At 75.1% G+C, this 25,453-nt stretch carries 18 protein-coding genes; 10 read left to right on the forward strand and 8 right to left on the reverse strand.

What is annotated here, in order from left to right:
• Positions 1–173: 173 nt before the first annotated feature.
• The 4 genes from AB0O09_RS36575 to AB0O09_RS36590 all read right to left on the reverse strand — a co-directional run bounded on the left by AB0O09_RS36575 (position 174) and on the right by AB0O09_RS36590 (position 4,436).
• Entirely contained in the window at positions 174–812 is a 639-nt protein-coding gene (locus AB0O09_RS36575; RefSeq protein WP_344626746.1) for a DUF6758 family protein, read from the reverse strand.
• 237 nt (positions 813–1,049) lie between these two features.
• Positions 1,050–1,196, reverse strand: a complete 147-nt coding sequence (locus tag AB0O09_RS36580) for a hypothetical protein (RefSeq protein WP_263103774.1) — start codon at positions 1,194–1,196, stop codon at positions 1,050–1,052.
• 393 nt (positions 1,197–1,589) lie between these two features.
• The gene (locus tag AB0O09_RS36585; RefSeq protein WP_363549585.1) at positions 1,590–2,447 is read right to left on the reverse strand and encodes an alpha/beta fold hydrolase; all 858 of its coding nucleotides are present in this window, start codon (positions 2,445–2,447) and stop codon (positions 1,590–1,592) included.
• Positions 2,448–2,642: 195 nt separating this feature from the next.
• The gene (locus AB0O09_RS36590; RefSeq protein ID WP_363549588.1) at positions 2,643–4,436 is read right to left on the reverse strand and encodes a DEAD/DEAH box helicase; all 1,794 of its coding nucleotides are present in this window, start codon (positions 4,434–4,436) and stop codon (positions 2,643–2,645) included.
• Between the two features lie 586 nt (positions 4,437–5,022).
• On the opposite strand from AB0O09_RS36590, the gene AB0O09_RS36595 reads away from it, so the two are divergent.
• Complete coding sequence (locus AB0O09_RS36595) at positions 5,023–5,760, forward strand: ferritin-like fold-containing protein (protein WP_363549590.1); 738 nt, start codon at positions 5,023–5,025, stop codon at positions 5,758–5,760.
• 114 nt (positions 5,761–5,874) lie between these two features.
• On the opposite strand, the gene AB0O09_RS36600 is transcribed toward AB0O09_RS36595, so the two are convergent.
• The 3 genes from AB0O09_RS36600 to AB0O09_RS36610 all read right to left on the reverse strand — a co-directional run bounded on the left by AB0O09_RS36600 (position 5,875) and on the right by AB0O09_RS36610 (position 7,377).
• The gene (locus AB0O09_RS36600; RefSeq protein WP_363549593.1) at positions 5,875–6,165 is read right to left on the reverse strand and encodes a hypothetical protein; all 291 of its coding nucleotides are present in this window, start codon (positions 6,163–6,165) and stop codon (positions 5,875–5,877) included.
• A gap of 203 nt (positions 6,166–6,368) precedes the next feature.
• Entirely contained in the window at positions 6,369–6,596 is a 228-nt protein-coding gene (locus tag AB0O09_RS36605) for a DUF3107 domain-containing protein (RefSeq protein WP_263103768.1), read from the reverse strand.
• Between the two features lie 124 nt (positions 6,597–6,720).
• The gene (locus tag AB0O09_RS36610) at positions 6,721–7,377 is read right to left on the reverse strand and encodes a TetR/AcrR family transcriptional regulator (RefSeq protein ID WP_363549596.1); all 657 of its coding nucleotides are present in this window, start codon (positions 7,375–7,377) and stop codon (positions 6,721–6,723) included.
• A gap of 206 nt (positions 7,378–7,583) precedes the next feature.
• On the opposite strand from AB0O09_RS36610, the gene AB0O09_RS36615 reads away from it, so the two are divergent.
• The 5 genes from AB0O09_RS36615 to moeZ all read left to right on the forward strand — a co-directional run bounded on the left by AB0O09_RS36615 (position 7,584) and on the right by moeZ (position 13,875).
• Positions 7,584–8,495 (forward strand): alpha/beta hydrolase, encoded by a 912-nt coding sequence (locus AB0O09_RS36615; protein WP_363549599.1) that lies wholly within the window; start codon positions 7,584–7,586, stop codon positions 8,493–8,495.
• A gap of 392 nt (positions 8,496–8,887) precedes the next feature.
• Positions 8,888–10,534 carry a DUF3492 domain-containing protein gene (locus AB0O09_RS36620; protein WP_363549601.1) on the forward strand — a complete coding sequence of 549 codons (1,647 nt, stop codon included), beginning with the start codon at positions 8,888–8,890 and terminating at the stop codon, positions 10,532–10,534.
• Positions 10,531–11,502: a hypothetical protein gene (locus AB0O09_RS36625; RefSeq protein ID WP_363549604.1), complete on the forward strand. Its 972-nt coding sequence runs from the start codon at positions 10,531–10,533 to the stop codon at positions 11,500–11,502. Before AB0O09_RS36620 ends, AB0O09_RS36625 begins: the two co-directional genes overlap by 4 nt.
• An 81-nt stretch (positions 11,503–11,583) precedes the next feature.
• Positions 11,584–12,522 carry an NAD-dependent epimerase/dehydratase family protein gene (locus AB0O09_RS36630; RefSeq protein ID WP_363549607.1) on the forward strand — a complete coding sequence of 313 codons (939 nt, stop codon included), beginning with the start codon at positions 11,584–11,586 and terminating at the stop codon, positions 12,520–12,522.
• 174 nt (positions 12,523–12,696) lie between these two features.
• A complete protein-coding gene (moeZ, locus tag AB0O09_RS36635; RefSeq protein WP_344625588.1) occupies positions 12,697–13,875 on the forward strand; it encodes an adenylyltransferase/sulfurtransferase MoeZ in 1,179 nt (392 codons plus the stop codon).
• Between the two features lie 63 nt (positions 13,876–13,938).
• On the opposite strand, the gene AB0O09_RS36640 is transcribed toward moeZ, so the two are convergent.
• Entirely contained in the window at positions 13,939–16,602 is a 2,664-nt protein-coding gene (locus tag AB0O09_RS36640) for a lysylphosphatidylglycerol synthase transmembrane domain-containing protein (protein WP_363549610.1), read from the reverse strand.
• A gap of 134 nt (positions 16,603–16,736) precedes the next feature.
• Here AB0O09_RS36640 and AB0O09_RS36645 point away from each other — a divergent pair, with 134 nt between their 5' ends.
• The 4 genes from AB0O09_RS36645 to AB0O09_RS36660 all read left to right on the forward strand — a co-directional run bounded on the left by AB0O09_RS36645 (position 16,737) and on the right by AB0O09_RS36660 (position 25,307).
• The gene (locus AB0O09_RS36645; RefSeq protein WP_363549613.1) at positions 16,737–17,075 is read left to right on the forward strand and encodes an MGMT family protein; all 339 of its coding nucleotides are present in this window, start codon (positions 16,737–16,739) and stop codon (positions 17,073–17,075) included.
• Between the two features lie 185 nt (positions 17,076–17,260).
• A complete protein-coding gene (locus AB0O09_RS36650) occupies positions 17,261–20,539 on the forward strand; it encodes an ATP-dependent DNA helicase (protein ID WP_363549616.1) in 3,279 nt (1,092 codons plus the stop codon).
• Positions 20,540–20,708: 169 nt separating this feature from the next.
• Complete coding sequence (locus tag AB0O09_RS36655; RefSeq protein WP_363549619.1) at positions 20,709–23,915, forward strand: ATP-dependent DNA helicase; 3,207 nt, start codon at positions 20,709–20,711, stop codon at positions 23,913–23,915.
• A gap of 258 nt (positions 23,916–24,173) precedes the next feature.
• Entirely contained in the window at positions 24,174–25,307 is a 1,134-nt protein-coding gene (locus tag AB0O09_RS36660; protein WP_344625583.1) for a PP2C family protein-serine/threonine phosphatase, read from the forward strand.
• Positions 25,308–25,453: the final 146 nt, after the last annotated feature.

A 25,453-nucleotide genomic window follows, 5' to 3' on the forward strand; every position in this document is an offset into this window, starting at 1 on the left:
TCCGAGTACGTCCAGTACGAGGACTTCCGGCCGGCACGCCGACAGCACGCACCGGACGCCGCTCCTTGACGGGCGAAGGTTGCCCGACGCGGCACCGGTGCGCCCGGCGGGCGCACCGGTGCCGGGCGGCGAACCGCGGACCGGCCCGACGGCCGGCCGGGTGGCCCCGTGCGTCAGCCCAGCAGCCGCGGGGTCAGCGCGCCGCAGGGCAGCAGGCCCAGCTCCGCGCCGGCGTCCCTCAGGTCGGTGAGGACGAGCTCGTCGTGCATCAGCAGCGCCGACTGCTCGGGCCAGGCGACCGCCCAGAGCCACAGGCCGCGTGCCTCGCCGACGTACACCGCGCGGTCGACCGGGGCGTCGGGCACGTGGAACATCGGCGTCGGCCGGCCGGCCGCCATCAACTTGGCGTCGGCGGGCTTGTAGAGCGAGACGCTCTCGCCCGGGTCCGGCCCGTCCAGGCCGGCGTAGCGGGCGCCGAGGCCCACGCCGAGCTCCTCCGCGACGAGCACCAGCTCGCCGAAGCCGCCCAGCGGGGCCGGGCCGGCGCAGGCGACCGCCGTCGCGCGGGCACCCGAGAGGTCGTCACCGACGTGCGCGATCCCGGTGAACAGCCAGCCGACCGGCAGCGGCCAGGGCAGCCAGACCGGCACCTGTGAGCGGGCCACCGCGACGTTCAGGGCCTCGACGCTGGGCGGAAGCACCGGCTGCATCGGGTGGACCGCACCGTGCTGGTCGCACTGCCAGGTGTCGGAGAAGAGCCCGGGGGCGCGGACCCGACCGGCGCACCTCGGGCAGCTGGGCTCGCCCCTCATAGCCGACAACGCTCCTCCCTCCGGACCGCCGCGTCAAGGACGATCACCCGTACGGGGTGCCTCGCGTCGGGGCGCTCGGCCCCGTTGGGAAATGTCCCGTCCCGGGCGGCGGCAAACACCACCCTGGTCGCACCGGGTGTCCGGGGACGCACTGACGCCCCGTCGTCCCTGTTCGGGATGGCGGGGCGTCAGTGGGTCTCGGAACGTCGGACGCGGCCGGTGCCCGTCCGGCTCCGCTCACACGTTCTTGCACGGCCGGATGTACAGGCGCTCGCCGGTCGCGGCGGCATCCTTCACGTACTGCCCGACGGTCTCGGCGTCGACGATCAGTCGATCGGTGGCGACACCGGAGGCGTCGTCCAGTCGGAGGATCTCGAAACGCATGGGCCTCTCCCTTCTCCGCCCCGTGGGTCGCGGCGGATGCGGCAGGCCGCCGACCACCCGGTCGTCGGCCGGCACCTGCTGGGTCTGTCGTCCGGCTGCTGCTCGCATCGTCCCCCCTCGCGCGCCGTGCGGCCTGTGCAGCCGAGGCGACATCGCCTCATGGGTTCACAGTGCCGCACCGCTGATTCCTGCTGGTTGCCCGTCCGTAAAGTCCCGGTTTCGGCGTATGCCGCAGTGAGGGGCAACCGGGCTCGTGGCGCAACGATTCCCGGACAGACTCAAATATTACCCGAGCTAAACAATTTTGTCCCCGATTTTGCCCGCCGGGCGCGGCAGGGCCCGGCGGGCAGGGGGTCGGGGCCGGGTCGGGCCCAGGTCTCAGCGGCCTGGGTCTCAGCCCCAGAAGGAGGCCAGGGCGGCGGCGGTCGCGGCGGGCTGCTCGGCGTTGGGAGAGTGCCCGGCGTCCGGCACCGCTGTGTACGGGGCGTCCAGGCGCCGGGCCATCGCCGCCTGCTCCTCGACCGGCCACGCGTAGTCGCGAACGCCCGACACCACCTGCACCGGCAGCGGCACGGCGGCGAGCTCGGCGACCCGGTCCGGGGCCGCCACCAGGTGGCCGCCCATCGCGGACAGCGCCTGCGGCACGTTCGCCACCCACCGGCGGTGCAGGAACCCGGCGATCTCCGGACGCGGCGCGGGACCGGCCCCGCTGCCCTCCTCCATCTGCTTCATGACCTGCCAGATCGCCTCCAGGTCCATCACCGGCAGGGCGTCCAGCAGCAGCTTGGTGCGGGCCGCCTCGGCCGGGTCGATGGCGCCCGGGCCGGTCGACAGCAGGGTCAGCGACCGCCACGGCAGCGGACCCCGGGCGTCCAGCACGGCCTCCCGCACCACCTGTCCGCCGAACGAGTGACCGAGCAGGTGCAGCGGCCCGTGGTCGCCGAGCTCCGCCGAGAGCGCCCGCACGTCCCGGGCCAGTTCCCCGATCCGGTACGCCTCCGGGTCGGCCGGGCCGCCGGTCTCGTACTGGCCGCGCTGGTCGACCGCCGCCACCCGGTACCCGGCCGCGGCCAGCGGCTCCAGCAGCGCGATGAAGTCCTCCTTGCTGCCGGTGAACCCGGGCACCAGCAGGGCCGTGCCGCGCACCGGCCCCTCCGGCTCGGCCAGCAGCGCGGCGAACTCGCCGCGGGCCGTGGCCAGACGCAGCGCCCGGGCGCACCGGGGGAGGGCCAGGAACGGCGGAGTGCTCATCGCAAGGGGCTCCAGACGGGGCGGCGGATCTCGTCCTCCGAGCTTAGGCGCCGCCGCCACGGCACCCCCGCCAGGGGCGCGCCGCTCCGGCCCCGTCGAGTACGGCGGCCCGAGCGTCGTCGTGCCCGTTCGCCGGCCCCGGACATGCCCGAGGGCGGGCCCGTTCGAAACGGGCCCGCCCTCGGGTGCGTCGTGTCAGCTCTCCTGCACGGCCTCGGCGGCAACCGCCGGGCGGCGGGTGCGCGTACGGCGGCGCGGCGCGGTCTCGCCCTCCGCGGTCGCCTCGGCAGCGACCTCGGTGCCCGCCTCCGCGGCAGCGGCCGGAGCCGCGGCCTTGCGGGTCCGCCGGCGCGGGGCCGGGGTGGTCGTCACGGGCCCGCCGTCGGTCGCCTCGGCAGCGGCGTCCTCGACCGCCGGCTTGGCGGCCGCGGCACGGGTCCGCCGGCGGGGTGCCGGCACGGTCTCGGCGGCCGGCTGGGCCGGAACCTCGACGGTCGCGGTCGCGACGGCGCCCTCCGCCGGAGCCGTGACCGCGGCGGCGGCCTCGCCGGCACCGCTGCGGGTGCGGCGGCGACGGCGGCGCGGGGCCGCGTCGGTGTCGTCCTCGCCGTTCGCGACGGGGGCGGGAGCGGCGGTCTCGGCCGTGACGGCCTCGGTGGCCGCCTCGGCGGCAGCACCGGCCCCGCCGCGGGTGCGGCGGCGCTCACGGGGACGGCGGGCCGGCTTCTCGGCCGGCTCGGCGGTCTCGGCGGCGGCCGCACGGCCACCGCGGCCGCGCGAGCGGGCGCCGCGGCCGCCGGTCTCGCCGAGGTCCTCGACCTCCTCCGCGTCCAGGCCGGCGCGGGTGCGCTCGGAACGCGGCAGGACGCCCTTGGTGCCGGGGGCGATGCGGAGCAGCTCGTACAGGTGGGCCGAGGTGGAGTAGGTCTCCTCCGGCTCGTTGAACGGCAGGTCCAGCGCCTTGTTGATCAGCTGCCAGCGCGGGATGTCGTCCCAGTCGACCAGGGTGACCGCGGTGCCGGAGGCGCCGGCCCGGCCGGTGCGGCCGATGCGGTGCAGGTAGGTCTTCTCGTCGTCGGTGCACTGGTAGTTGATGACGTGGGTGACGCCCTCGACGTCGATGCCGCGGGCGGCGACGTCGGTGCAGACCAGCACGTCGACCTTGCCGTTGCGGAAGGCCCGCAGCGCCTGCTCGCGGGCGCCCTGGCCCAGGTCGCCGTGGACGGCGCCGGCGGCGAAGCCCCGCTTGGTCAGCTGCTCGGCGACGTCGGCGGCGGTGCGCTTGGTGCGGCAGAAGATCATGGCCAGCCCGCGGCCGTCGGCCTGCAGGATGCGCGAGACCAGCTCGACCTTGTCGAGCGAGTGGGCGCGGAAGATGTGCTGCTCGATGTTGGCGACGGTGGCACCGGTGTCGTCCGGCGCGGCCGCGCGGATGTGGGTCGGCTGGCTCATGTACCGGCGGGCGAGGCTGATCACCTGGCCCGGCATGGTGGCCGAGAACAGCAGGGTCTGCCGCTTGGCCGGCAGCATGGTGATGATCTTCTCGACGTCCGGGAGGAAGCCCAGGTCGAGCATCTCGTCGGCCTCGTCGAGGACCAGGGCGCGGACCTTGGAGAGGTCCAGCTTGCGCTGGCCGGCCAGGTCGAGCAGGCGGCCGGGGGTGCCGACGACGATGTCGACGCCCTTCTGCAGCGCCTCGACCTGCGGCTCGTAGGCACGGCCGCCGTACACGGCGAGGACGCGGACGTCGCGGACCTTGCCGGCGGTCTGCAGGTCGTTGGTGACCTGGGTGCACAGCTCGCGGGTGGGCACCACGATGAGGGCCTGCGGGCTCTCGGACAGGTCGTCCTCGGTGGCGCGGCCGGCGTCCACGTCGGCGCGCACGACGACCCGCTCGATGAGCGGGAGGCCGAAGCCGAGGGTCTTGCCGGTGCCCGTCTTCGCCTGGCCGATGACGTCGTGGCCGGTCAGCGCGACCGGCAGGGTCATCTCCTGGATCGGGAAGGGGTGGACGATGCCGACGGACTCGAGGGCCTCGGCGGTCTCCGGGAGGATGCCCAGGTCCCGGAAGGTGGTCTTGGGGGTCTCGGTGGTGGACAGGGTGCTGCCTCTTCCATGGTGGGGGCCGAGGGCGAGTCAGGTGCAGCGGGCGGCCCCGCGCGTTCGGGCCTCGTGCCCGTCACTGCGTGGGGGTCGCACAACCGCGCCCGCCCCTGGGCGGCCGGCCGGCGCCCCGTCGCGGGGCGTCGTCGGCGGCGCCGGGGAGGATTCCCGTGAGGGGCTGGCGCGGGACCTGCGCCGGGCGGCGCGGTCCGCGGCGGCCCTCGCTCGGCCACTGATGCGGTGCCTGGGCCCGAAGTCCGGGCCAAGGTCGGAGCCGATCGGCTCTCCGACCGGGCATCCGCGTACGTGAGTGCCGGGTGCGTGTCGGTGCTGTGCACGTCTGCGCGGCCTGCCACCAGTGGCGGGCCGCGCGATCACACCAGGCCTCACTACCACCATACAGGGGCGCGACGACTCGAACACGTGACGCGCCTTACTCCGTTCCCGACCGGCCCGGCTAGGGTGGCGAGCCATGGAGTCTCAGGAATCTGGCGATGTCACCTCGATCGGCGCGACCACCTCGATCGGCGACTGGGCGTCCTGCTCGGCCGACCCGGGCTACCGGGCCGCGGTGCTCGACCTGCTCGGCGCGCTGGCGTACGGCGAGCTGAGTGCGTTCGAGCGGCTGGCGGAGGACGCGAAGTTCGCGCCCGGCCTGGTCGACAAGGCCGCGCTGGCCCGGATGGCGTCCGCGGAGTTCCAGCACTACCAGCAGCTGCACGACCGGCTGGCCGAGGTCGGGGCGGACCCGACCGAGGTGATGACCCCGTTCGTCGAGCCGCTGGAGTCCTTCCACCGGCTGACCGCCCCCTCCGACTGGCTGGAGGGCCTGGTCAAGGCGTACGTCGGCGACGCGATCGCCACCGACTTCTACCGCGAGGTCGCCGTCCGTCTGGACGACGACACCCGGGACCTCGTGCTGAAGGTGATGGCCGACACCGGGCACGCCGAGTTCGCGGTCGAGCGGGTGCGGCAGGCCATCGACGAGGACCCGCGGGTCGGCGGGCGGCTGGCGCTGTGGGGCCGGCGGCTGATGGGCGAGGCGCTCAGCCAGGCCCAGCGGGTGGTGGCGGAGCGCGACGCGCTGTCGAACCTCCTGGTCGGCGGGTCGGGCGTGGAGGGCTTCGACCTGGTCGAGGTCGGCAAGATGTTCACCAGGATCACCGAGGCCCACACCCGGCGGATGGCGGCCCTCGGCCTCGCGTCCTAGGACGTTTCTTCAAAGACGTCGGATGCCACGCGCCCCTTGCGGTGCGCCCCCGGCCTTTGGAGCCGCGCCTCAGCTTTCCCCGCCGGGGCCCCCGTCGGGTGTCCGGCGGCGCCTTCAGGCCGGCCGGTGGCGGCCGGGGTGTCGGCCGCCGGTCCGGTCGACCAGGTCGGGCCGGGCCAGGACGGAGACCAGCAGCACCGAGCAGGCCGCGCTGAGGGCCAGCGAGACGCCGGGCGCCTGCTCGTTCAGCGTGAAGCGGGCGATCAGCCCGGCGAGCAGGGCCGAGACGACGGCGGTCGAGACCGTCAGGGTGCGGGCCGCCGGGAAGTACCCGGGCAGCAGGACCAGGGCACCGGCCCCCACGGCCAGGCCGATGAGCGCGTAGGCGATCGTCTCCACCAGCACGGGCGGCCTCCCGGGGTCGTACGGCGTGTGCCTGACCCGGCCCATACCCGGGGCCGCCGGTGCGTACGCGCTCGGCGGCCGATCTCCCCCGCTCGGCCCCGGGCCGCGCCCCCCGGCCCCACCGCGAGGCCCGGGAACGGCGAAGCGCCCCGTCCTCGGGAGGAGGACGGGGCGCGGGTGGCCCTGCGGACAGGGCCTCGGGCTCAGAGCGTGCCGAAGCCGACCTTGCGGACGCTGGGCTCGCCGATCTCCACGTACGCCAGGCGCTCGGCCGGGACGATCACGCGGCGGCCGTGCTCGTCGGCCAGCACCAGCAGCTTGGAGGTGCCCTCCAGCGCCTTGGCGATGGCACCCTCGACCTCGTCGGCAGTCTGCGGGCTCTCGAGAACGATCTCTCGGGGCGCGTTCTGCACGCCGATCTTGACCTCCACGGCTTCCGTCCCTCCGGGTTGCAGCCATCCACGCGCGTTGTTCGAACAGGCGTCCGAGATCGCCGCGCCGTACGGCTTCACCTTAGAGCACCGGCCAGGCCGTGCGGCGAAGGTCGTGGGATCGCTACTCGGTGCCCGCCGGGCGCTCGCCCGTCTCGGGGTGCATCGGGAAGCCCTTCAGGCCGCGCCAGGCCAGGCTGGCGACCAGCCGGACGGCCTCGTCGCGCGGGATCTCCCGGCCCTGCGACAGCCAGTAGCGCGCGGTGATCTGCGCCAGCCCGCAGACGCCGGCGGCCAGCAGCTTGGCCTCGGCCTCCGGCAGGTCGGTGTCCTCCGCGATGACCTTGCTGACCAGCGTCGCGCTCAGGTCGGAGGCGCGCTCCACCCGCTCGCGGACGGCCGGCTCGTTGGTCAGGTCCGACTCGAAGACCAGCCGGAACGCGCCCGACTCGCTGGAGACGTAGTGGAAGTACGCCTCCATCGTGGCGGCGACGCGGTGCTTGTTGTCGCTGGTCGCCTCGAGCGCGGTGCGGGTGGCGTCGACGAGGGCGTCGCAGTGCTTGTCCAGCAGTGCGAGGTAGAGCTCCAGCTTGCCCGGGAAGTGCTGGTACAGCACCGGCTTGCTGACGCCGGCCCGGTCGGCGATGTCGTCCATCGCGGCGGCGTGGTAGCCCTGCGCGACGAACACCTCCTGAGCGGCTCCGAGCAGCTGTTCACGGCGGGCGCTTCGCGGCAGTCGGGCACCGCGCGGACGCTCCTGCGCCTCCTGGATGGCCGTCACGGCGGTCCTCACTTCACGATCTGGGCGTCTCCGGCAGGCCCCGAGTCTACTTTTCGGTAACCGGATCTGCGCCTGGGAAAGCCGAGTAAAGCGCAGAAATCGGCTTGTCGGGAGCCCACAATACGACCCGCGTGCGCCCCGTCCACAGGGTGAGACGGGCCGGGGTACTGGGGAAACGGCACCTGCGCTCACTACGATCGTCCTCCATGAGCGCTGATCAGCAGGTGCAGAGCGAGCCCGGGCCCCACCGCACGGTCGAGGTGCCGGGCGCGGTGCTCGCGGTCGGACCGCGCGTCCCCGCGGCGGACGGCCTGCCGCCCGCGCTCTTCGTGCACGGCCTCGGCGGCTCCGCCGACAACTGGTCCGACCTCATGGCCGCGCTGGCCGACGAGGTCTCCGGCGAGGCGATCGACCTCCCCGGCTTCGGCTGGTCGGCACCGCCGCAGGACGGCAACCTCACCCTCAGCGGCCACGTCCGCGCGGTGATCGGCTACCTGGAGAAGACCGCCCGCGGGCCCGTGCACCTGTTCGGCAACTCGCTGGGCGGCGCCGTCTCCGTCCGGCTCGCCGCGCTCCGCCCCGACCTGGTGCGCAGCCTCACCCTGATCTCCCCGGCCCTGCCCGAGCTGCCCCCGCAGCTCAGCGCCTGGCCGACCGCCGCGCTCGCCGTCCCCGGCGTCCCCGCGCTGCTGCGCCGCCGGGCCGCCGCCCACGGCAAGAACGCCGAGCAGGCCACCGACGAACTGCTGCGCCTGGTCTACGCCGACGTCGACGGGATCCCCGCCGACCGCCGGGACCGCGCGGTCGCCGAGTACCGGCGCCGCCTCGGGCTGCCGTACGCGCTGCAGGCCAGCATCGGCTCGGCCCGCGGCATCGTCTCGGCCTACACCGAGCGAGGCGAGCAGGCGCTCTGGCGGCAGGCCGCCCACGTCAAGGCGCCGGTGCTGCTGGTGTACGGGATGAAGGACAAGCTGGTCTCGTACCGCTCCGCGAAGCGGGCCTGCGAGGCCTTCCCCGACGCCCGCCTGCTGGTGCTGCCCGACTCCGGGCACGTCGCGATGATGGAGCACCCCGCGCAGGTCGCCCGGGCCGTCCGGGAGCTGCTCGCCGAGGCCTGACGGCCGCGGTCCCCGGCGACCACCGGGGGCCCCGACGGCCCCGACGACCTCCGGACTCCGGCCGGCCCGGGGGTCCGTCGCGCGCGGGCGCGCGACGGCACCGAACGCCCCGCACAACGCGCCGGGCGGCGACAGGTCACGGCCTTTCACTCGATCAGGTGGCATGGCGGCGGGCACTCCTGGAGTTGTCGGCGATCCGCTCTACCTTCGTGCTGTCGGACCGAACAGGTGTGGGGGAGAGGCGCCGGCACCGGGCCCCGAGCGGCCCGCCACCGGCCGCACGGCGGGCCGGGTGTGCCGCAGCCGACTTTCCGAGCATTGCCGTCACCGGGTGACCAGGCTCCCTGTCCCGTCGTCGAATCCAGGCCCATCGCACCGTTCCGGAGGTCGTCGTGCGCATCGCCCTGCTCACCGAGGGCAACCTCTCCGTCGCCCAGCGCACAGGAGGCGGCTGGTGCGGCCGGCTCGCCGGCGCGCTGGCCGAGCACGAGTTCCAGCTCTACCTGCTCGGCTCCGGGGGCGGTGCCGACTTCGCCGGCGCGCCCCCGCGCGGCCTGCTCGCCGTCCACGAGCTGCCGATATGGGGCCGCCGCCCGGCGGGCAGACGCCCCGCCGCGCACCGCCGCCGCTGCTACGCCACCGCCTACGAGGACCTCGTCCGCTCCCTGGTCCACCCCGACGAGCGGGCCCGCTTCGGCCCCGCGCTCTACCGCCTCGCCGAACTCGCCCGGGGGGACGGCGCGTTGCCCGCCTTCCTCGGCTCCGGCCAGGCCCACCGCACCCTGGAGCGGGTCTGGCGGGCCCCCGGCGCCGAGACCGCCGCCGGCCAGCCGCTGGTCCGCGACGTCCTGGTCGCCGGCGACCTGCTGGAGCAGCTGCTCCGCCCGCTCTCCGCACCCTGGTACGGCACCGGGCCGAGCGGCCTCGGCTCCGCCGACCTCTGCCACGTCGCCGGCGGCGGCCCCGCCGTCCTGCCCGCCCTGGTCGCCAAGCACCTGCACGGGGTGCCCTTCGTGCTCACCGAGCACGGCCTGCACCTGCGCGAGCAGTACCGCGGCTACCGCACCGCCCCGTACCGCTGGCCGGTGCGCGCCCTGCTGCTGGCCTTCTTCCGGCAGCTCACCGCCGAGACCTACCGGCAGGCCGCCGTCCTCACCCCCGGCAGCGGCTACGACCGGCGCTGGCAGGAACGCTGCGGCGCCGACCCGGAGCGCATCCGGGTCGTCCACGAGTCGACCCCCGAGGCCGGCCGCGAGCCGGCCGGCGCCGAGCCCGAACGCCCCACCCTGGTCTGGGCGGGCGCCCTGGAGCCCGGCCGCGACCCGGAGCTGATGCTGCATGCCTTTGCCCGCGTCCGCGCCGAACTGCCCGCGGCCCGGCTGCGGATGTACGGAGAGGAGGCCGCGCCCGGCTACCTGGCGCACTGCCGCGCCATCGCCCGCCGTCTCGGCATCCACGCCGCCGTCGACTTCGCCGGCCGGCCGCCCGCCACCGCCGACGCCTGGGCGGCCGGCAGCGCCGTCGTCTTCACCGCGCTGTCCCAGCGCAGCCCCCGGCTGCTCGCCGACGCCATGCTCAGCGGCCGCGCGGTGATCGCCACCGAGGTCGGGATCGTCCCCGAGGTGCTCGGCCCGGCCGGGCTGGTCGTCCCGCCGCGCAGTCCGCGCGCCCTCGCCGACGCCTGCCTGGCACTGCTCGGGGACGAGGAGCGGCGCGCCCGGCTCGGCCTCGCCGGCCGGCTGCGCGCCCAGGAGCGCTTCGCCCTGGAGCCGGAGGCCGCGGCCTTCCGCGAGATCTACCTGGAGCTGGTCTCCCGCTGGCCGGCCTTCCCGGCCGCCGCCGAGCGGATGCGGCCCTTCGCCCGCCCGGCCGAGTACTGGGTCGCCGGGGCGCCGGTGCCCGCCCCGCAGGCCCGCCGGGAGGCCCCGGCGGCGCCGGAGAGCGGCCCGTCCGGGGCCGCGGACGCCGCCGCGCCGGACGGTCCGGCCCCGGACGGCGGCCGGGCCGAACCCGGCGCGCTCGCGGAGGCGAGCCGATGAGCCGCCCCGGCCGCCCGCCGGCACCCCCCGACACCCGCCCCGGCGACCCCGTCCGGGCCCTGATGGCCGAGCACCGCCGGCTCTGCGAACAGGCCGTCGACCCACTGGACATCGCCGCCGGCCTGGAGGACGCCGGGCTCTCCGACGGCGCCGCGGCGCACTACCGGCACGCCGACCTCTTCGCGCTCGCCGAGGAGATGCACGCCCGGGTGGAGCGCCGCCCCGAGCCGCCCGCCCCGGCCGCGCCCGCCGCGCCCTGGGCCCCGGACGCCGGCCGGGCACTCGGCACCGCCGCCCTGCACCTGCCGGCGGCCGGGATGCTGGCCGCTGTGCCCTGGCTGTCCCAGGTGGTGGGCCCGGTCGCGGCCGTCCCCGCGGCGCTGCTCGCGGTCGGCTGGCTCACCCTGGCCGCGCCGTCCACGGGCCCGGTGGCCCGGGCGGGCTACGGCCTGGGCGCCGGACTGCTGATGGCGCCCGCCGCGGCCGGCGGGCTCGGCCCGGCCGCCGTGCTCGCGCTCGCCGCCGGCGCCGCCGACCTCGCCTCCCGGCGGCTGCGCGACGCGGCCCGCCGGCACCTCGCCTCCGCGCCGACGCTGGCCGAGTACCGGGCCCGGATGCGGCCGCTGCTGCCGGTCGCGGCCGTCGCCCAGCTCGCCGTCGCGGGTACGGCCGCCGCCGTGCTGCCCCTCGCCGCGGACGTGCCGGCCGCCGCCGGGCCGGTGCAGGCCCTGCTGGCCGTCCTGCTGCTGCTCGCCGCGGTGCTGCTGCGCAGCGGCCGGACGGCGGTGGCGGTGGCCGCCCCGGCCGCGGTCGGCGCCGTGCTGGCGCTGCTCGCGGCCGCCGGGCCGGTGCCGCCGCCGGTGGTGTGCGTCGCGGCGACGGCGCTGCTGGCGCCGTACACCTGGCTGGTCCTCGCCGATCCGAGGACCGGCTGCACGGAGTCCTCGGGCGGCCCGCCGGAGGACTGACGGGCCGCCACCCACGCAATCCGTACGCATTCCGTAGTCCCGCCCGGCCCCGCGGCCGGGCCTCGTGGAAGGACACCCCCGATGAGGGTGCTGCTGCTGGGCGCCGACGGCTTCATCGGCCGCCGGGTCGCCGACCGCCTGCTCACCGAGCCCGACCTGCAGGTCACCGTGCTCGGCCGGCGGGACTCGGCCGACATCCGGTTCGACCTGACCGCGGGCAGCCCGGGGGCGCTGTCCCGGTTCCTGGACGCGGTCGCCCCGCAGGTGGTGATCAACTGCGCGGGCGCCACCTACGGCAGCTCGCGGACGCTGATCCGCTCCAACACCCTGGCGGTGGCCACCGTCTGCGAGGCGATCCGGCGCAGCCGCGAGCCCGCCCGGCTGGTGCACATCGGCTCGGCCGCCGAGTACGGGCCCATGCAGCCGGGTGCGCCGATCGGCGAGGGCACCGAGCCCCGGCCGGTCGGGCCGTACGGGGTGTCCAAGCTGGCCGGCACCGAGCTGGTGCTGGCCTCCGGGCTGGACGCCGCGGTGCTGCGGGTCTTCGACGTGGTGGGCCCGGGCGCGCCGCCGGCCTCGCTGTTCGGACGGCTGGCGGACGGCCTGCGGCGGGCGCTCGTCCACGACGAGCTGCAGGTGCGGATGCCGGACCTGTCCGGATACCGGGATTTCGTCGACGTCCGGGACGTCGCGCGGGCCGTCCAGGCGGCCGCGGTGTCGGCGGCCACCGGGGTGATCAACATCGGCAGCGGGCACGCGGTGCGGGCCCGGGACGCGGCGCACCTGCTCGTCCGGGCCTCGGGCTTCGAGGGGATCGTGGCCGAGGACGGCCGGCCGTCGCTGGTGCCGAGCCAGGGCGGGGAGCACCACCGGGTGGGCGAGCCGCGGCCGCTGCCGGAGCCGGTGCCGTGGCGTCAGGCGGACGTCCGGACGGCGCGCGACCGTCTCGGATGGCGGACGCAGGTGCCCCTGGAGGAGTCCCTGGGCGACGTCTGGCTGGAAACCGCCTGCCGGGTCTGAACCGTCCGGAGGCCACCGGATGCCGTGTGACCAGCGGCATCGCGGGAGAGCGGGACAGTCTCGGCATCCGGTGTCGGCCATCTCACATGACGGACCTGCTGTCTCGGAATAGCAGCGGCACGTGACACTGTTGGCACAGCAAAGCCTTATGAACTGACGACCATCGGAGTCCCCGTGTCGCTGCCACCCCTGGTCGAGCCGGCCGCCGAGCTCACCGTCGACGAGGTCCGCCGGTACTCCCGCCACCTGATCATCCCCGACGTGGGCATGGACGGGCAGAAGCGGCTGAAGAACGCCAAGGTGCTCTGCGTCGGCGCGGGCGGCCTCGGTTCGCCCGCCCTGATGTACCTGGCCGCGGCGGGTGTCGGCACCCTCGGCATCGTCGAGTTCGACACGGTGGACGAGTCGAACCTGCAGCGCCAGATCATCCACGGCCAGTCCGACGTGGGCCGCTCCAAGGCCGAGTCCGCCCGTGACTCGGTCAAGGAGATCAACCCCTACGTCGACGTGATCCTGCACGAGGACCGGCTCGACAACTCCAACGTCATGGAGATCTTCTCCGGCTACGACCTGATCGTGGACGGCACCGACAACTTCGCCACCCGCTACCTGGTGAACGACGCCGCGGTGCTGCTCGGCAAGCCGTACGTCTGGGGCTCGATCTACCGCTTCGACGGCCAGGCCAGCGTGTTCTGGGCCGAGCACGGCCCCTGCTACCGCTGCCTCTACCCGGAGGCCCCGCCGCCGGGCATGGTCCCCTCCTGCGCCGAGGGCGGCGTGCTGGGCGTGCTCTGCGCCTCGATCGGCTCGATCCAGGTCACCGAGGCCATCAAGCTGCTCGCCGGTGTCGGCGAGCCGCTGGTCGGCCGACTGATGATCTACGACGCCCTGGAGATGCAGTACCGCTCGGTGAAGGTCCGCAAGGACCCGAACTGCGCGCTCTGCGGCGACGACCCGACCGTCACCGAGCTGATCGACTACGAGGCCTTCTGCGGCGTCGTGTCGGAGGAGGCCCAGGCGGCGGCCGCGGGCTCCACCATCACCTCCAAGCAGCTCAAGGAGTGGCTGGACGACGAGGAGAACATCTTCCTGGTCGACGTCCGCGAGCCCAACGAGTACGAGATCGTCAACATCCCCGGCGCGACGCTGATCCCCAAGGGCGAGTTCCTGATGGGCACCGCGCTGGAGCGGATGCCGCAGGACAAGAAGATCGTGCTGCACTGCAAGACGGGCGTCCGCTCGGCCGAGGTGCTGGCCGTCCTCAAGTCGGCGGGCTTCTCCGACGCCGTCCACCTGGGCGGCGGCGTGATCGGCTGGGTGAACCAGATCGAGCCCGAGAAGCCGGTCTACTAGTCCGGGTCCGACGGAAGGGCCCGCCCGGCACGCCGGGCGGGCCCTTCCGCGCGTCGGAGGCCGCTACAGCGCGCCCCTGCGCTGCAGCACGTTGTACGAGATCCAGCCCGGCAGCACCGGCAGCCAGAAGGTCAGCAGGCGGTACAGGAAGACCGCGGGGGTGGCGGCCGACGGCGGCACGTTGCCGACCGTCAGCGCACCGATCAGGGCGATCTCGACCGGGCCGATGCCGCCCGGGGTGGGGATCGCCGATCCGGCCGCGTTCGCGGTCAGGAAGACCACGGCCACCGCCGAGTAGCTCATCTCGCCGCCGAAGGCCCGTACCGAGGCGTACAGGCAGGCGGTGAACGACAGGGTCAGCAGCAGGATGCCGCCGAAGCCGGTGATCAGCTTGGACGGCGTCTGCATCAGGTCGAGCATCCGCGGCACCACGCCGAAGAACAGCGAGCGGACCCGGGTCACCACGAAGCGGCGCAGCGGCGCCACGGCCGCCACCACCAGGGCGAGCACCGCCGCCGACAGCACGCCGATGATCACCGCCCGGGAGGCGCCGAGGTCGCCGTTCTTCTGCGTCCCGGTGATCAGGCCGAAGCTGAACAGCAGCAGCAGGTGCCCGCCGAGGCCGGCCAGCTGGGAGGCGCCGACGCTGGCGACCGCCTGCCCGGAGCGGATCCCGGCCTTCTGCAGGTAGCGGGTGTTGAGCGCGATGCCGCCGATCGCGGCGGGCGCGACCAGCTTCACGAAGGAGCCGGCGAGCTGGGCGGCGACCGTCCGGCCGAAGGGCAGCCGCTCCGGGACGAAGCCGGTGAGGCTCATCGCCGCGGCGCCGTAGGTCGCGGCGGCGGCGGCCAGCGCGAGGGCGGCCCAGCCCCAGTCCATCTGGGAGAGCTTGAGCTGGCCCGGCTGGATCGTGGTCAGCGCCAGGTAGGCGGCGAAGGTCAGCGCGATGACCATGATCAGGGTCTTCGGCTTGAGTCGTTCCAGCCTGGCCGGGGCGAGCGGGGCCTCCGGGGCGATCTGCAGGATCTGCCGGCGGATCCGGCTGAGCAGGTCCTCGCCGGCCGCCGCGATGTCCTCCTCGGCCTGCTCCTGGGTGCGCTCGCCGGCGGCGACCTGCTCCAGGGCGAGCGCCTGCGCGGCGGCCTTGCGCTCCTTGGTCATCCGCTGCAGGTCGATTCGGGTCGAGCGGCTCAGGCCGACCGGCTGCAGCAGCGGCAGCGCGGAGGCGACCCGGTCCGCGCCGAGCACCCGGTTGGCGACGTCCACCGAGCGCTCCGGGCCGACCCGCAGCGCGAAGGTGGTGAGCAGCTGGGCGATGTCGATCCGCAGCGTGAGGTCGCCGGCCGCGATGTCGCCGCCGGAGAGGTTCACCAGGCAGCCGGTCTTCTCGTCGACGACCAGCAGGGACTCGCCGGTGAGGCGGCGGTGGGCGATCCGGCGCTCGTGGAGCGCGGCGACGGACTCCCAGAGCGAGGCCATCAGGTCGTCGGTGATCTCGTCGTCGGCGAGCTCGTCGAGGGTGCGGCCGGCCACGTTCTCGTAGACCAGGATCGCGGCGTCCGGGCCGAGCTCGGAGGTGGCGACCAGCTGCGGGGCACGGGCGCCCGAGGCGGCCGCCGCGTAGGCGATCAGGGCCTCCTGCTCCAGCGCCTGGCGCAGGGACTGCGGGCTGCGGCGCACCGCCACCGAACGCAGCCTTATCCGCCGCCACGCCCGGTAGAAGAAGCCGGAGGCCTGCTGCTCGCGGTCGATGATGTGGACGTCCAGCAGCGCGCCCTCGTACTGGGTGACCAGGTAGCGGCGGGTCTCGCCCGGGGCGTCGGGGGCGCGGTGCGCGCCGGACGGGGTGAAGCCGACCTTCCGCAGGCCGATCATCAGGTGCTTGCCGGTGGGCCGGATGTTCGGCGAACCGATCGCGTACAACGTGCCGTACGCCACCGACCAGCCGATGAGCACGGTGAGCAGCAGCGACAGCGGGGTGGTGTAGCCGCTGATCAACTCGGTGGCGCCGCTGAGGACGACCACCACCCACAGCGCCACCCGCCAGCGCGGCCGGCTCGACATGCCGACGGCCGTCATGTAGGCGATCACCGGCGCCAGGTAGCCGTGCACCGGGTCGGTGAGCGTCTCGGTGCCGCCGGGCGGCACCTGGGTCAGGGCGTCCCGGATCGCCTGCGGCGCGCCCGCCGCGACCCACCAGTCGATGCCCAGCGAGACGCCGTAGGCCAGCACCGAGGCGAGCACGCCGTCGGCGACCCGCAGGCCGTCCCGCTTGATCAGCCGCTCGACCGCGAAGGCCAGCGGCACCGCGAGCACCGCCACGCTGGAGCCCAGCGCCGCGACGGTCGACAGCATGCCGGGCACCTTGTCGGCGTTGGACGAGATGTCCGTCTCGATGCCGGTGGTGGTCGACACGGCGACCTGGGCGAGCACGAAGACCGCGATGATGCCGAGCACGCCGGCCAGGAAGCGCAGCAGGTCGGACGGACGGTGGGCGCGGGCGGCGAGCAGCGGCTCGTCGACGGCCAGGTGCTCGCCGGTCGGCTCCTCGGACGCGGTCGTCCCGCCCCCCGTCCCGTGGCCGTCCTGCGCGTCGTCCTGCCCGTCCTTGCCCGGCGCCTGCCGCTGCGGCGAGACTGTCGGCGGTTCGGGTTCGGGCCCCGCAGACCGGTCGGTGGCGGACTCGTCGGAGCCCTTGTCCACGTTCACGTCTGCCGTCCCGGTCATCTGGTCTTGTCCTCGTATCCCCACGCACTGCCCCGAAGATGCTGCCATGCCGCGGCTCCTCGCGTGGGACAGGGGCCCGATCGGGCGCGGCGGATCGCCCGCAGGGGGCCCAGGAATCGACCGGATGGGGAGAAATGCCGCAGCAGTACGACACCACCTCCGACGACGGTGCGCTGCCGCCGTTCGCCGAGGCCGTGCTGGACCTCACCGAGCGCATCCCGCCCGGCCGGGTCATGACGTACGGGGACGTCGCCGAGTACCTCGGCCGGGGCGGCCCGCGCCAGGTGGGCCGGGTCATGTCACTGTACGGCGGCGGAGTGCCCTGGTGGCGGGTGATCCGGGCGGACAGCCGGCCGCTGCCCGGCCACGAGCACCGCGCCCTGCCCGAGTACCGGGCCGAGGGCACCCCGCTGCGCGAGGTCGGCGGCGAACCCCGGGTCGACCTGCGGCGCGCCCGCTGGGACGGCGGCTGACCCGCGCCGCCGGATCCGCCGAACCGGGTGCGCGGGCGGGGCATGTCGGTGCAGGATCGTAGGCTCGGTGGGGCCGCCCCCGTCCCCGACCCCCCGCCGGCCCGACGCCCGCACGGCCTCCGGCAGGACCGCCCGTTTGACCGGCCGCAGAACCGAAGCTCCGCCGCACGACCGCCTGGACCGCAGTGACCTCCCCTTTCCGCCTGGTGCGCAGCCCGCTCGCACAGCCCGCCCCGCCCGCCCTGGACGAGTTCCAGCGGGCGGTGGCCGAGCATGCCGGCGGGCCGCTGCTGGTCCTCGCCGGACCGGGCACCGGCAAGACCACCACCCTGGTCGAGGCGGTCGCCCGGCGGATCGCCGCCGGCACCGACCCCGACCGCATCCTCGTCCTCACCTTCAGCCGCAAGGCGGCCATGGAGCTCCGCGACCGGATGACCGCCCGGATCGGCGCCGCCGGAGCCGCCCCGCAGGCCACCACCTTCCACTCCTTCTGCTACGCCCTGCTCCGCGAGCACCAGGAGCAGGAGGACGCCGCCGAACCGCTGCGCCTGCTCTCCGGCCCCGAGCAGGACGTCATGGTCCGCGAACTGCTCGCCGGCGGCGCCGAGGACGCCCGGGACGGCACCGGCCGCATCCCCTGGCCGCTCGACCTGCGCGCCTGCCTCACCACCCGCGGCTTCGCCGACGAGGTCCGCGCCGTGCTCGCCCGCAGCCGCGAGCTCGGCCTCGGCGAGGACGAACTGGCCCGCTTCGCCGAGGGCGTCCAGCGTCCCGACTGGGCCGCCGCCGCCCACTTCCTCGCCGACTACCTCGACGTCCTCGACCTGCGCGGCGTCCTCGACTACGCCGAACTCGTCCACCGCGCCGTCCTGCTCGCCGAACGCCCCGAGGCCGCCGAGCAGCTCGCCGCCCGCTACGACGTCGTCTTCGTGGACGAGTACCAGGACACCGACCCCTCCCAGGTGCGGCTGCTGCGCCGGCTCGCCGGCGGCGGCCGCGACCTCGTCGCGGTCGGCGACCCCGACCAGTCGATCTACGCCTTCCGCGGCGCCGACATCAACGGCATCCTCGACTTCCCGGGGACCTTCCGGCAGGCCGACGGCCGGCCCGCCGAGGTCAAGGTGCTGCGGGTCTCCCGCCGCTCCGGCGCCGTCCTGCTCGCCGCCACCCGCGAACTCGCCCGCCGGATGCCGATGGGCCGGCTGCCCGCCGACAAGCTCGCCCAGCACCGCGCCCTGCTGCCCTCCCGCGAGGGCGGCCGGGTCGAGGTCTACACCTACCCGACCCCGGGCGCCGAACTCGACTCCGTCGCCGACCTGCTGCGCCGCGCCCACCTGGAGGACGGCGTCCCCTGGGGCGAGATGGCCGTCCTGGTCCGGGCCGGCGCCCGTTCCATCCCCGGCGTCCGGCGCGCCCTCTCCGCCGCCGGCGTGCCCCTGGAGATCGACGGCGACGACCTGCCGCTGCGCGAGGAACCCGCCGTCGCCCCGCTGCTGCTCGCCCTGCGCACCTGCGCCGACCCCCTCGACCGGCTCACCCCCGACCTCGCCCACACCCTGCTCACCGGCCCGCTCGGCGGCCTCGACGGCTCCGACCTGCGCCGGCTCGGCCGCGCCCTGCGCGAGGAGGAACGTGCCGCCCTCCGCGACAGCGGCGAGCAGGCCGCCGTCCGCCCCGCCGAGGAACTCCTCCGCGAGGCCCTCGTCGAGCCCGAGCGGCTCGTCGCCATGGAGCCGGCCGCCGCCCGCCGCGCCCGCGACCTCGGCACCCTGCTGCGCAAGGTCCGCGAACTGCTCGCCGGCGGCGGCAGCGCCGAGGAGGCCCTCTGGCTGCTCTGGGACGGCAGCCGCCGCTGGCGCGAACGCCTGGAACGGGCCGCCCTGCGCGGCGGCGCCGCCGCCCGCAACGCCGACCGCGACCTCGACGCGATCTGCGCGCTCTTCGAGACCGCCGCCCGCGCCGAGGACCAGGCCGCCGGCCACCGCAGCGCCCCCGAGTTCCTGGCCGAACTGGAGGCCCAGGATATCGCCGCCGACACCCTCACCGTGCGCACCGTCCGCCCCGAGGCCGTCCGGCTGATGACCGCCCACCGCTCCAAGGGCCTGGAGTGGCGCCTCGTCGTCGTCGCCGGCGTCCAGGAGGGCCTGTGGCCCGACCTCCGCCGCCGCGGCTCCCTGCTGGAGGCCGACCGGATCGGCCGCGACGGCCTCGCCGAACCGCTCTCCCCGGCCGCCCTCCTCGGCGAGGAACGCCGCCTCTTCTACACCGCCGCCACCCGCGCCAAGGACCGGCTGATCGTCACCGCCGTCAAGGCCCCCGCCGAGGACGGCGACGAACCCTCCCGCTTCCTGCGCGAGCTCTACCGCGAGGAGCTCGACCCGCGCACCGGCAAGGTCCGCTCCCGCACCCCGCAGGTCACCGTCGCCGACATCACCCACCGCCCGCGCCGCCCGCTGGCCGTCGCCGCACTCGTCGCCGAACTCCGGGCCGTCACCGTCGACCCGGCCCGCCCGCCCGCGCTTCGCCGCGCCGCCGCCGAACGCCTCGCCCGGCTCGCCGAGGCCACCGACGAGGACGGCGCCCCGCTCGTCCCCGCCGCCCACCCCGACCGCTGGTGGGGCCTGCACGACCAGACCGCCGCCCCCGACCCGCTGCGCTCCCCGGACACCCCCGTCCGGCTCTCCGGCAGCGGCCTCGAACAACTCGACAGCTGCGCCCTCCAGTGGTTCCTCGACAAGGACGTCCGGGCCGCCGGCACCGCCAGCGCCGCCCAGGGCTTCGGCAACGTCCTGCACGCCCTCGCCGACGAGGTCGGCTCCGGCCGCACCCCCGCCGACCTCGCCGTCCTCATGGAACGCCTCGACACCGTCTGGGACGCCCTCGCCTTCGACGCCCCCTGGAAGTCCCACCAGGAGAAGACCGAGGCCCGCGCCGCCCTCGAACGCTTCCTGCACTGGCACGTCCTCGAACGCGGCCGCACCACCGTCGCCACCGAACACGGCTTCGACCTCACCCTCACCGTCGGCGGCGTCGCCGTCCGCATCCGCGGCTCCATGGACCGCATCGAGCAGGACGCCGGCGGCCGCGCCTACGTCGTCGACTTCAAGACCGGCAAGCAGATCCCCACCGAGAAGTCCCTCCCCGAGCACAAGCAGCTCGCCGTCTACCAGCTCGCCGTCCGCAACGGCGCCCTCGACGGGCTGCCCGGCGTCCCCGAGGGGATCGCCTCCGGCGGGGCCGAACTCGTCCACCTCCGCGAGCCCGGCAAGACCGACAAGGAAGCCCCCAAGGTCCAGCAGCAGGCCCCGTCCGACGGCGAACCCTGGATCGAGAACCTGCTCGCCGACGCCGCAGGCCGCGTCCTCGCCGAACGCTTCGTCCCCACCCAGGGGGACGGCTGCGGCCGCTGCGCCTTCCGCAGCAGCTGCTCCGCCCAGCGCGACGGCCGCCAACTGATCGAGTAGGGCCGAGCCGCTCGGGGGCGCGGGGAACTGCGCAATTCGGATGTGGGCGACCGTGGGCACCACGGCGGGCCCTGATCTGTTTTCGATCACCAGCCCCGGACTGCGCAGTTCCGCCCCCAGCGCCCCCTCGGTGGACCGACCTGTCCGCGGGGCCGGTTAGCGTTGGGGGGTGCGTTCCGTGCTCGACGACCCCGGCCAGTTGAAGGAACTGCTCGGCATTCCGTTCAACGCCGAGCAGATGCAGGCCATCGGTGCCCCGCTGGAGCCCGCCGTGATCGTGGCCGGCGCGGGCTCCGGCAAGACGACGGTGATGGCCGCCCGGGTGGTGTGGCTGGTCGGCTCGGGGGCGGTCGCGCCGGAGCAGGTGCTCGGCCTGACCTTCACCAACAAGGCGGCCGGTGAGCTCGCGGAGCGCGTCCGCACCGCCCTCCTCCGCGCCCGCGTCCTGGACCCGGACGACACCGAGTCCCTCGGCGAGCCGGAGATCTCGACGTACCACGCCTTCGCCGGCCGGCTGCTGAAGGAGCACGGCCTGCGCCTGGGCATAGAGCCGGACGTCCGGCTGCTCGCGGACGCGACCCGCTTCCAGCTGGCGGCCAAGGTGCTGCGTTCCGCCCGCGGCCCGTTCCCGGCGCTCACCGGGACCTTCTCGGCGCTGGTCGCCGACCTGATCGCGCTGGACTCCGAACTCGCCGAGCACCTGGTGCAGCCCGAGCGGCTGCGCGCCTGGGACGAGGAGCTGCTGGACGGCCTGGCGACGGCGAAGCTGACCAACGAGGACCTGCGGGCCGTCCCGAAGGCCGCCCGGGCCCGCCAGGAGCTGCTGCACCTGGTGGAGGACTACCGGCGCCGCAAGCGGGCCGGCGGCCTGATGGACTTCGGCGACCAGATAGCCGCCTCGGCCCGGCTGGCGCAGGAGCGCCCGGAGGTGGGCCGGCTGCTGCGCGAGCAGTACCGGGTGGTGCTGCTCGACGAGTACCAGGACACCTCGGTGGCGCAGCGGCTGATGCTGGCCGGCCTGTTCGGCGCGGACGGCGGCGGCAGCGGCCACCCGGTGACCGCGGTCGGCGACCCCTGCCAGGCGATCTACGGCTGGCGCGGCGCCTCGGTGGCCAACCTGGACGACTTCCCGCTGCACTTCCCGCGCGAGGACGGCACCGCCTCGGCCCGCTACGCGCTGAGCGAGAACCGCCGCAGCGGCGGCCGGCTGCTGGCCTTCGCCAACCACCTGGCGGCCGACCTGCGGGCCATGCACGAGGGCGTGGAGGCGCTGCGCCCGGCCCCGGGCGCGGAGGCGGACGGCTTCGTGCGCTGCGCGCTGCTGCCGACGCACACCGAGGAGATCGACTGGCTGGCCGACCGGATCGCGCACCTGGTGCGCACCGGGACGGCGCCGGGCCGGATCGCGGTGCTCTGCCGGGGCGGTGCGGCCTTCCCCGACGTGCACGCGGCGCTGGTCGCCCGGGAGGTTCCGGTCGAGGTGGTGGGCCTCGGCGGGTTGCTGCAGCTGCCCGAGGTGGCGGACCTGGTGGCGGTCTGCGAGGTGCTGCAGGACCCGACGGCGAACGCCGCGCTGGTGCGGCTGCTGATCGGTCCGCGCTGGCGGATCGGCCCCCGCGACCTGGCGCTGCTGGGCCGCCGCGCCGCCGAACTGGTGCGCACCGAGCGGCTGCAGGGCGATGCGCTGGCCGCGGCGGTGGCGGGCACCGACCCGACCGAGGTGGTGTCGCTGGCCGACGCCCTGGAGACCTTCCTGGAGGCGGAGCAGCCCGACGAGCTGCCGTTCTCGCCGGAGGCCCGGGTGCGGTTCGCCCGGCTGGCGCGGGAGGTCCGGGAGCTGCGGCGGGCGCTGGCCGAGCCGCTGATGGACGTGCTGCACCGGGTCCTCGCGGTGACCGGCCTGGAGGTCGAGCTGTCGGCCTCGCCGCACGCGCTGGCCGCCCGCCGCCGGGAGACGCTGCACGGCTTCCTGGACATCGCGGCCGGCTTCGCCGACCTGGACGGCGACCCGGGGCTCTCCGCCTTCCTGGCCTTCCTGCGGGCGGCGCAGGAGTACGAGCGGGGGCTGGACGCCGGGCTGCCCGGCGGCGAGGACACCGTGAAGGTGTTGACCGCGCACAAGTCCAAGGGCCTGGAGTGGGACGTCGTCGCGGTACCGGGCCTGGTGAAGGGCGGCTTCCCGTCCGGTCAGGGCCGCGAGCGCTGGACGAGCACCCGCCGGGTGCTGCCGCACGCACTGCGCGGCGACGCCGACACGCTGCCCGGCGACCCGCCCTGGACGGCCAAGGGCATGGGCCTGTTCAAGAAGGAGATGGCCCACCACTCGGCGGTGGAGGAGCTGCGGCTCGGCTACGTCGCCTTCACCCGCCCCCGGGAGCTGCTGCTCGCCTCCGGGCACTGGTGGGGGCCGAACCAGAAGCGCCGCCGCGGCCCGTCGGACTTCCTGGTCGAGCTGCGCGAGCACTGCGCGTCGCCGGGCAACGGCGAGGTCGAGACGTGGGCGGAGGAGCCGCTGCCGGAGGCGGAGAACCCGGCGCTGGCCCGCTCGCTGGAGACGCCCTGGCCGCTGCCGCTGGACGCGGCCGCCCAGCGGGCCCGCCGCCGGGTGGCCGAGGTCGTCCGGCACCGGCTCGCCGGGGCGCCGCCGGCCGAGCCGGAGGAGATGGCCCCGGAGGACGCCCGGCTGGTCGCCTCCTGGGACCGGGACCTGGACGCACTGCTCGGCGAGCTGGCCCGGGCCAGGCGCTCCGTGCGCGAAGTGCCGCTGCCCGCCTCGCTCTCGGCCTCGCAGGTGATGCGGCTGGCCGCCGACCCGGACGGCTTCGCCCGGGAGCTCGCCCGGCCGATGCCCCGCCCGCCGCAGCCGGCCGCCCGCCGCGGCACGCGCTTCCACAGCTGGGTGCAGTCCCGCTTCGAGACCGAGGAACTGCTGCTCCTGGAGCCGGACGCGCTGCCCGGCGCCGACGAGGACGGCATCGAGGACGAGCGGGACCTCGCCGGCCTCAAGGAGGCGTTCCTGCGCAGCCCGTACGCGGACCGGGTGCCGTACCGGATCGAGGCGCCGTTCCAGCTGCTGCTGGCGGGACGCGTGGTGCGCGGCCGGATCGACGCGGTCTACCGGGAGCGTGACGGTGGCTCAGGGTCACCGCACCCCTGGCGCTACGAAGTGGTCGACTGGAAGACCCATCGCGAGGAGACCGCGGACCCCCTGCAGCTCGCCATCTACCGGCTGGCCTGGGCCGAACGGGCGGGCGTCGAGCCGGAGCAGGTCAGTGCGGCGTTCCTGTACGTCCGCAGCGGCCGGGTCGTCAGACCCGCAGGACTTCCTGACCGAAAAGAGTTGACCAGGCTCCTGATCGGGAATAGTGAAGAATGAGTCACGCAGAGCATTCAAGCCGTCACGGGATCGTGCGAAATCTGTGCACTGTGCACTTTTCGCACCTATTGTGGGGTCGGTAACCGGTCAACCCCGTACTCCGGCCGCATGCGGGGGCCACAGCCCCCTGACCCTCCGTCATCACCGCAGGTGTCCCCTGGCACCGGCCACCTTCTGCTGGAGAGACCGACGTTGAGCGCGACCGGATGGATCAGAGACCGGCTCGCGGGGCCCGCCCCGGGGGCAGACCCGGGCACGGTGACGGGCACCTGGCCGAGAACCGCACTGGCGCTGCCGTTCATCGGCATGGCACTGGTGGTCTCCCTGGACTTCTTCAGCAACACCGAGGTGACGGTCGAGCCCGCGCTCACCGCCGTCCCGGCGCTCGCCGCCGTCGTCAGCCGACGCACCTGGTACCCGCTGCTCATCGGCGTGCTGACCGAGCTGGCCGCCTTCCTGATGGCCGGCTACAACGACGTGCTCGGCGAGTCGGTGCACAGCGCGACCGTCTTCGCGATCGCCCTGGTCGCCGGCATCGGCTGGGTCTCCACCACGCTGAGGCTCCGCCAGGAGCTCGCCCTCGCCGAGGCCCAGCTCGTCGCCGAGATCGCCCGCCGGGTGCTGCTGCGGCCCGTTCCCGACCGGGTCGGCAGCGTCCGCGCCGCCGTGCACTACGCGGCGGCGCACGCGCACGCCTCGATCGGCGGCGACCTCTACGAGGTGGTCAACACCCGGCACGGGGTGCGCGCGGTGGTCGGCGACGTCCGAGGCAAGGGCCTCGCCGCCGTGGAGACCGCCGCCGCGGTGCTCGGCGCCTTCCGCGAGGCCGCCCACCAGGAGGCCTCGCTGGACCGGGTCGCCGGCTGGCTCGCCGTCAGTCTCGACCGCGCCCTGCACGAGAACGACCACCCGGGCATCGAGGAGGAGTTCGTCACCCTCGTGCTGATCGGGATCCGCTCCGACGGCACCGCGGAGGTCGTCAACTGCGGACACCCCGCACCCGTCCTGCTGCGCGCCGGCGAGGGCGTCGCCCTGCTGGAGCCCGCCGAACCCGTCCCGCCGCTCGGCGTGCTCGACCCGGCGGACGTCCGGCCGCCCGTGCAGCGGCTGCCGCTGCGGCCCGGCGACCGGGTGCTGCTCTACACCGACGGCGTGATCGAGGCCCGGGACGGCGGCGGAGCGTTCTACCCGCTCACCGACCGGCTGCCGCACTGCGCGACCGGGTGCCCGGTCGAGGTGCTGCGGAACGTGCACCAGGACGTGGTCCGGCACGTCGGGCACAAGCTCGGGGACGACGCGGCGATGCTCCTCCTCCAGTACGAGCCGGTCGGCCCGCACCTCCCCGTCCAGGGCGGCCGCCCCATGCTCGCCAAGGGCTCGGGGCGGGTCTAGTACCCGGGGGCAAGTCGCCAGGGGGCACTTCAGGGGCGCGGGGTACCGCCCCTGAGAAAGTGTTGGGTAATTGATCAACTGCGTGGCGTGATCCGCTGGTGGTGATCTTTGCGGTCAAGGTGTCCGCGAAGATCGCCGCCATGTGT

Origin of the sequence: Kitasatospora sp. NPDC093679, from assembly GCF_040683455.1 — a bacterium.
GTDB lineage: Bacteria > Actinomycetota > Actinomycetes > Streptomycetales > Streptomycetaceae > Kitasatospora > Kitasatospora arboriphila.

What these genes read in the sequence shown, in the direction of transcription:
- AB0O09_RS36575 (WP_344626746.1), bottom strand. Translation starts at nt 812, where the DNA reads ATGAGGGGCGAGCCCAGCTGCCCGAGGTGCGCCGGTCGGGTCCGCGCC.
- AB0O09_RS36580 (WP_263103774.1), bottom strand. Translation starts at nt 1,196, where the DNA reads ATGCGTTTCGAGATCCTCCGACTGGACGACGCCTCCGGTGTCGCCACC.
- AB0O09_RS36585 (WP_363549585.1), bottom strand. Translation starts at nt 2,447, where the DNA reads ATGAGCACTCCGCCGTTCCTGGCCCTCCCCCGGTGCGCCCGGGCGCTG.
- AB0O09_RS36590 (WP_363549588.1), bottom strand. Translation starts at nt 4,436, where the DNA reads ATGACCCTGCCGGTCGCGCTGACCGGCCACGACGTCATCGGCCAGGCG.
- AB0O09_RS36595 (WP_363549590.1), top strand. Translation starts at nt 5,023, where the DNA reads ATGGAGTCTCAGGAATCTGGCGATGTCACCTCGATCGGCGCGACCACC.
- AB0O09_RS36615 (WP_363549599.1), top strand. Translation starts at nt 7,584, where the DNA reads ATGAGCGCTGATCAGCAGGTGCAGAGCGAGCCCGGGCCCCACCGCACG.
- AB0O09_RS36625 (WP_363549604.1), top strand. Translation starts at nt 10,531, where the DNA reads ATGAGCCGCCCCGGCCGCCCGCCGGCACCCCCCGACACCCGCCCCGGC.
- AB0O09_RS36630 (WP_363549607.1), top strand. Translation starts at nt 11,584, where the DNA reads ATGAGGGTGCTGCTGCTGGGCGCCGACGGCTTCATCGGCCGCCGGGTC.
- AB0O09_RS36640 (WP_363549610.1), bottom strand. Translation starts at nt 16,602, where the DNA reads ATGACCGGGACGGCAGACGTGAACGTGGACAAGGGCTCCGACGAGTCC.
- AB0O09_RS36645 (WP_363549613.1), top strand. Translation starts at nt 16,737, where the DNA reads ATGCCGCAGCAGTACGACACCACCTCCGACGACGGTGCGCTGCCGCCG.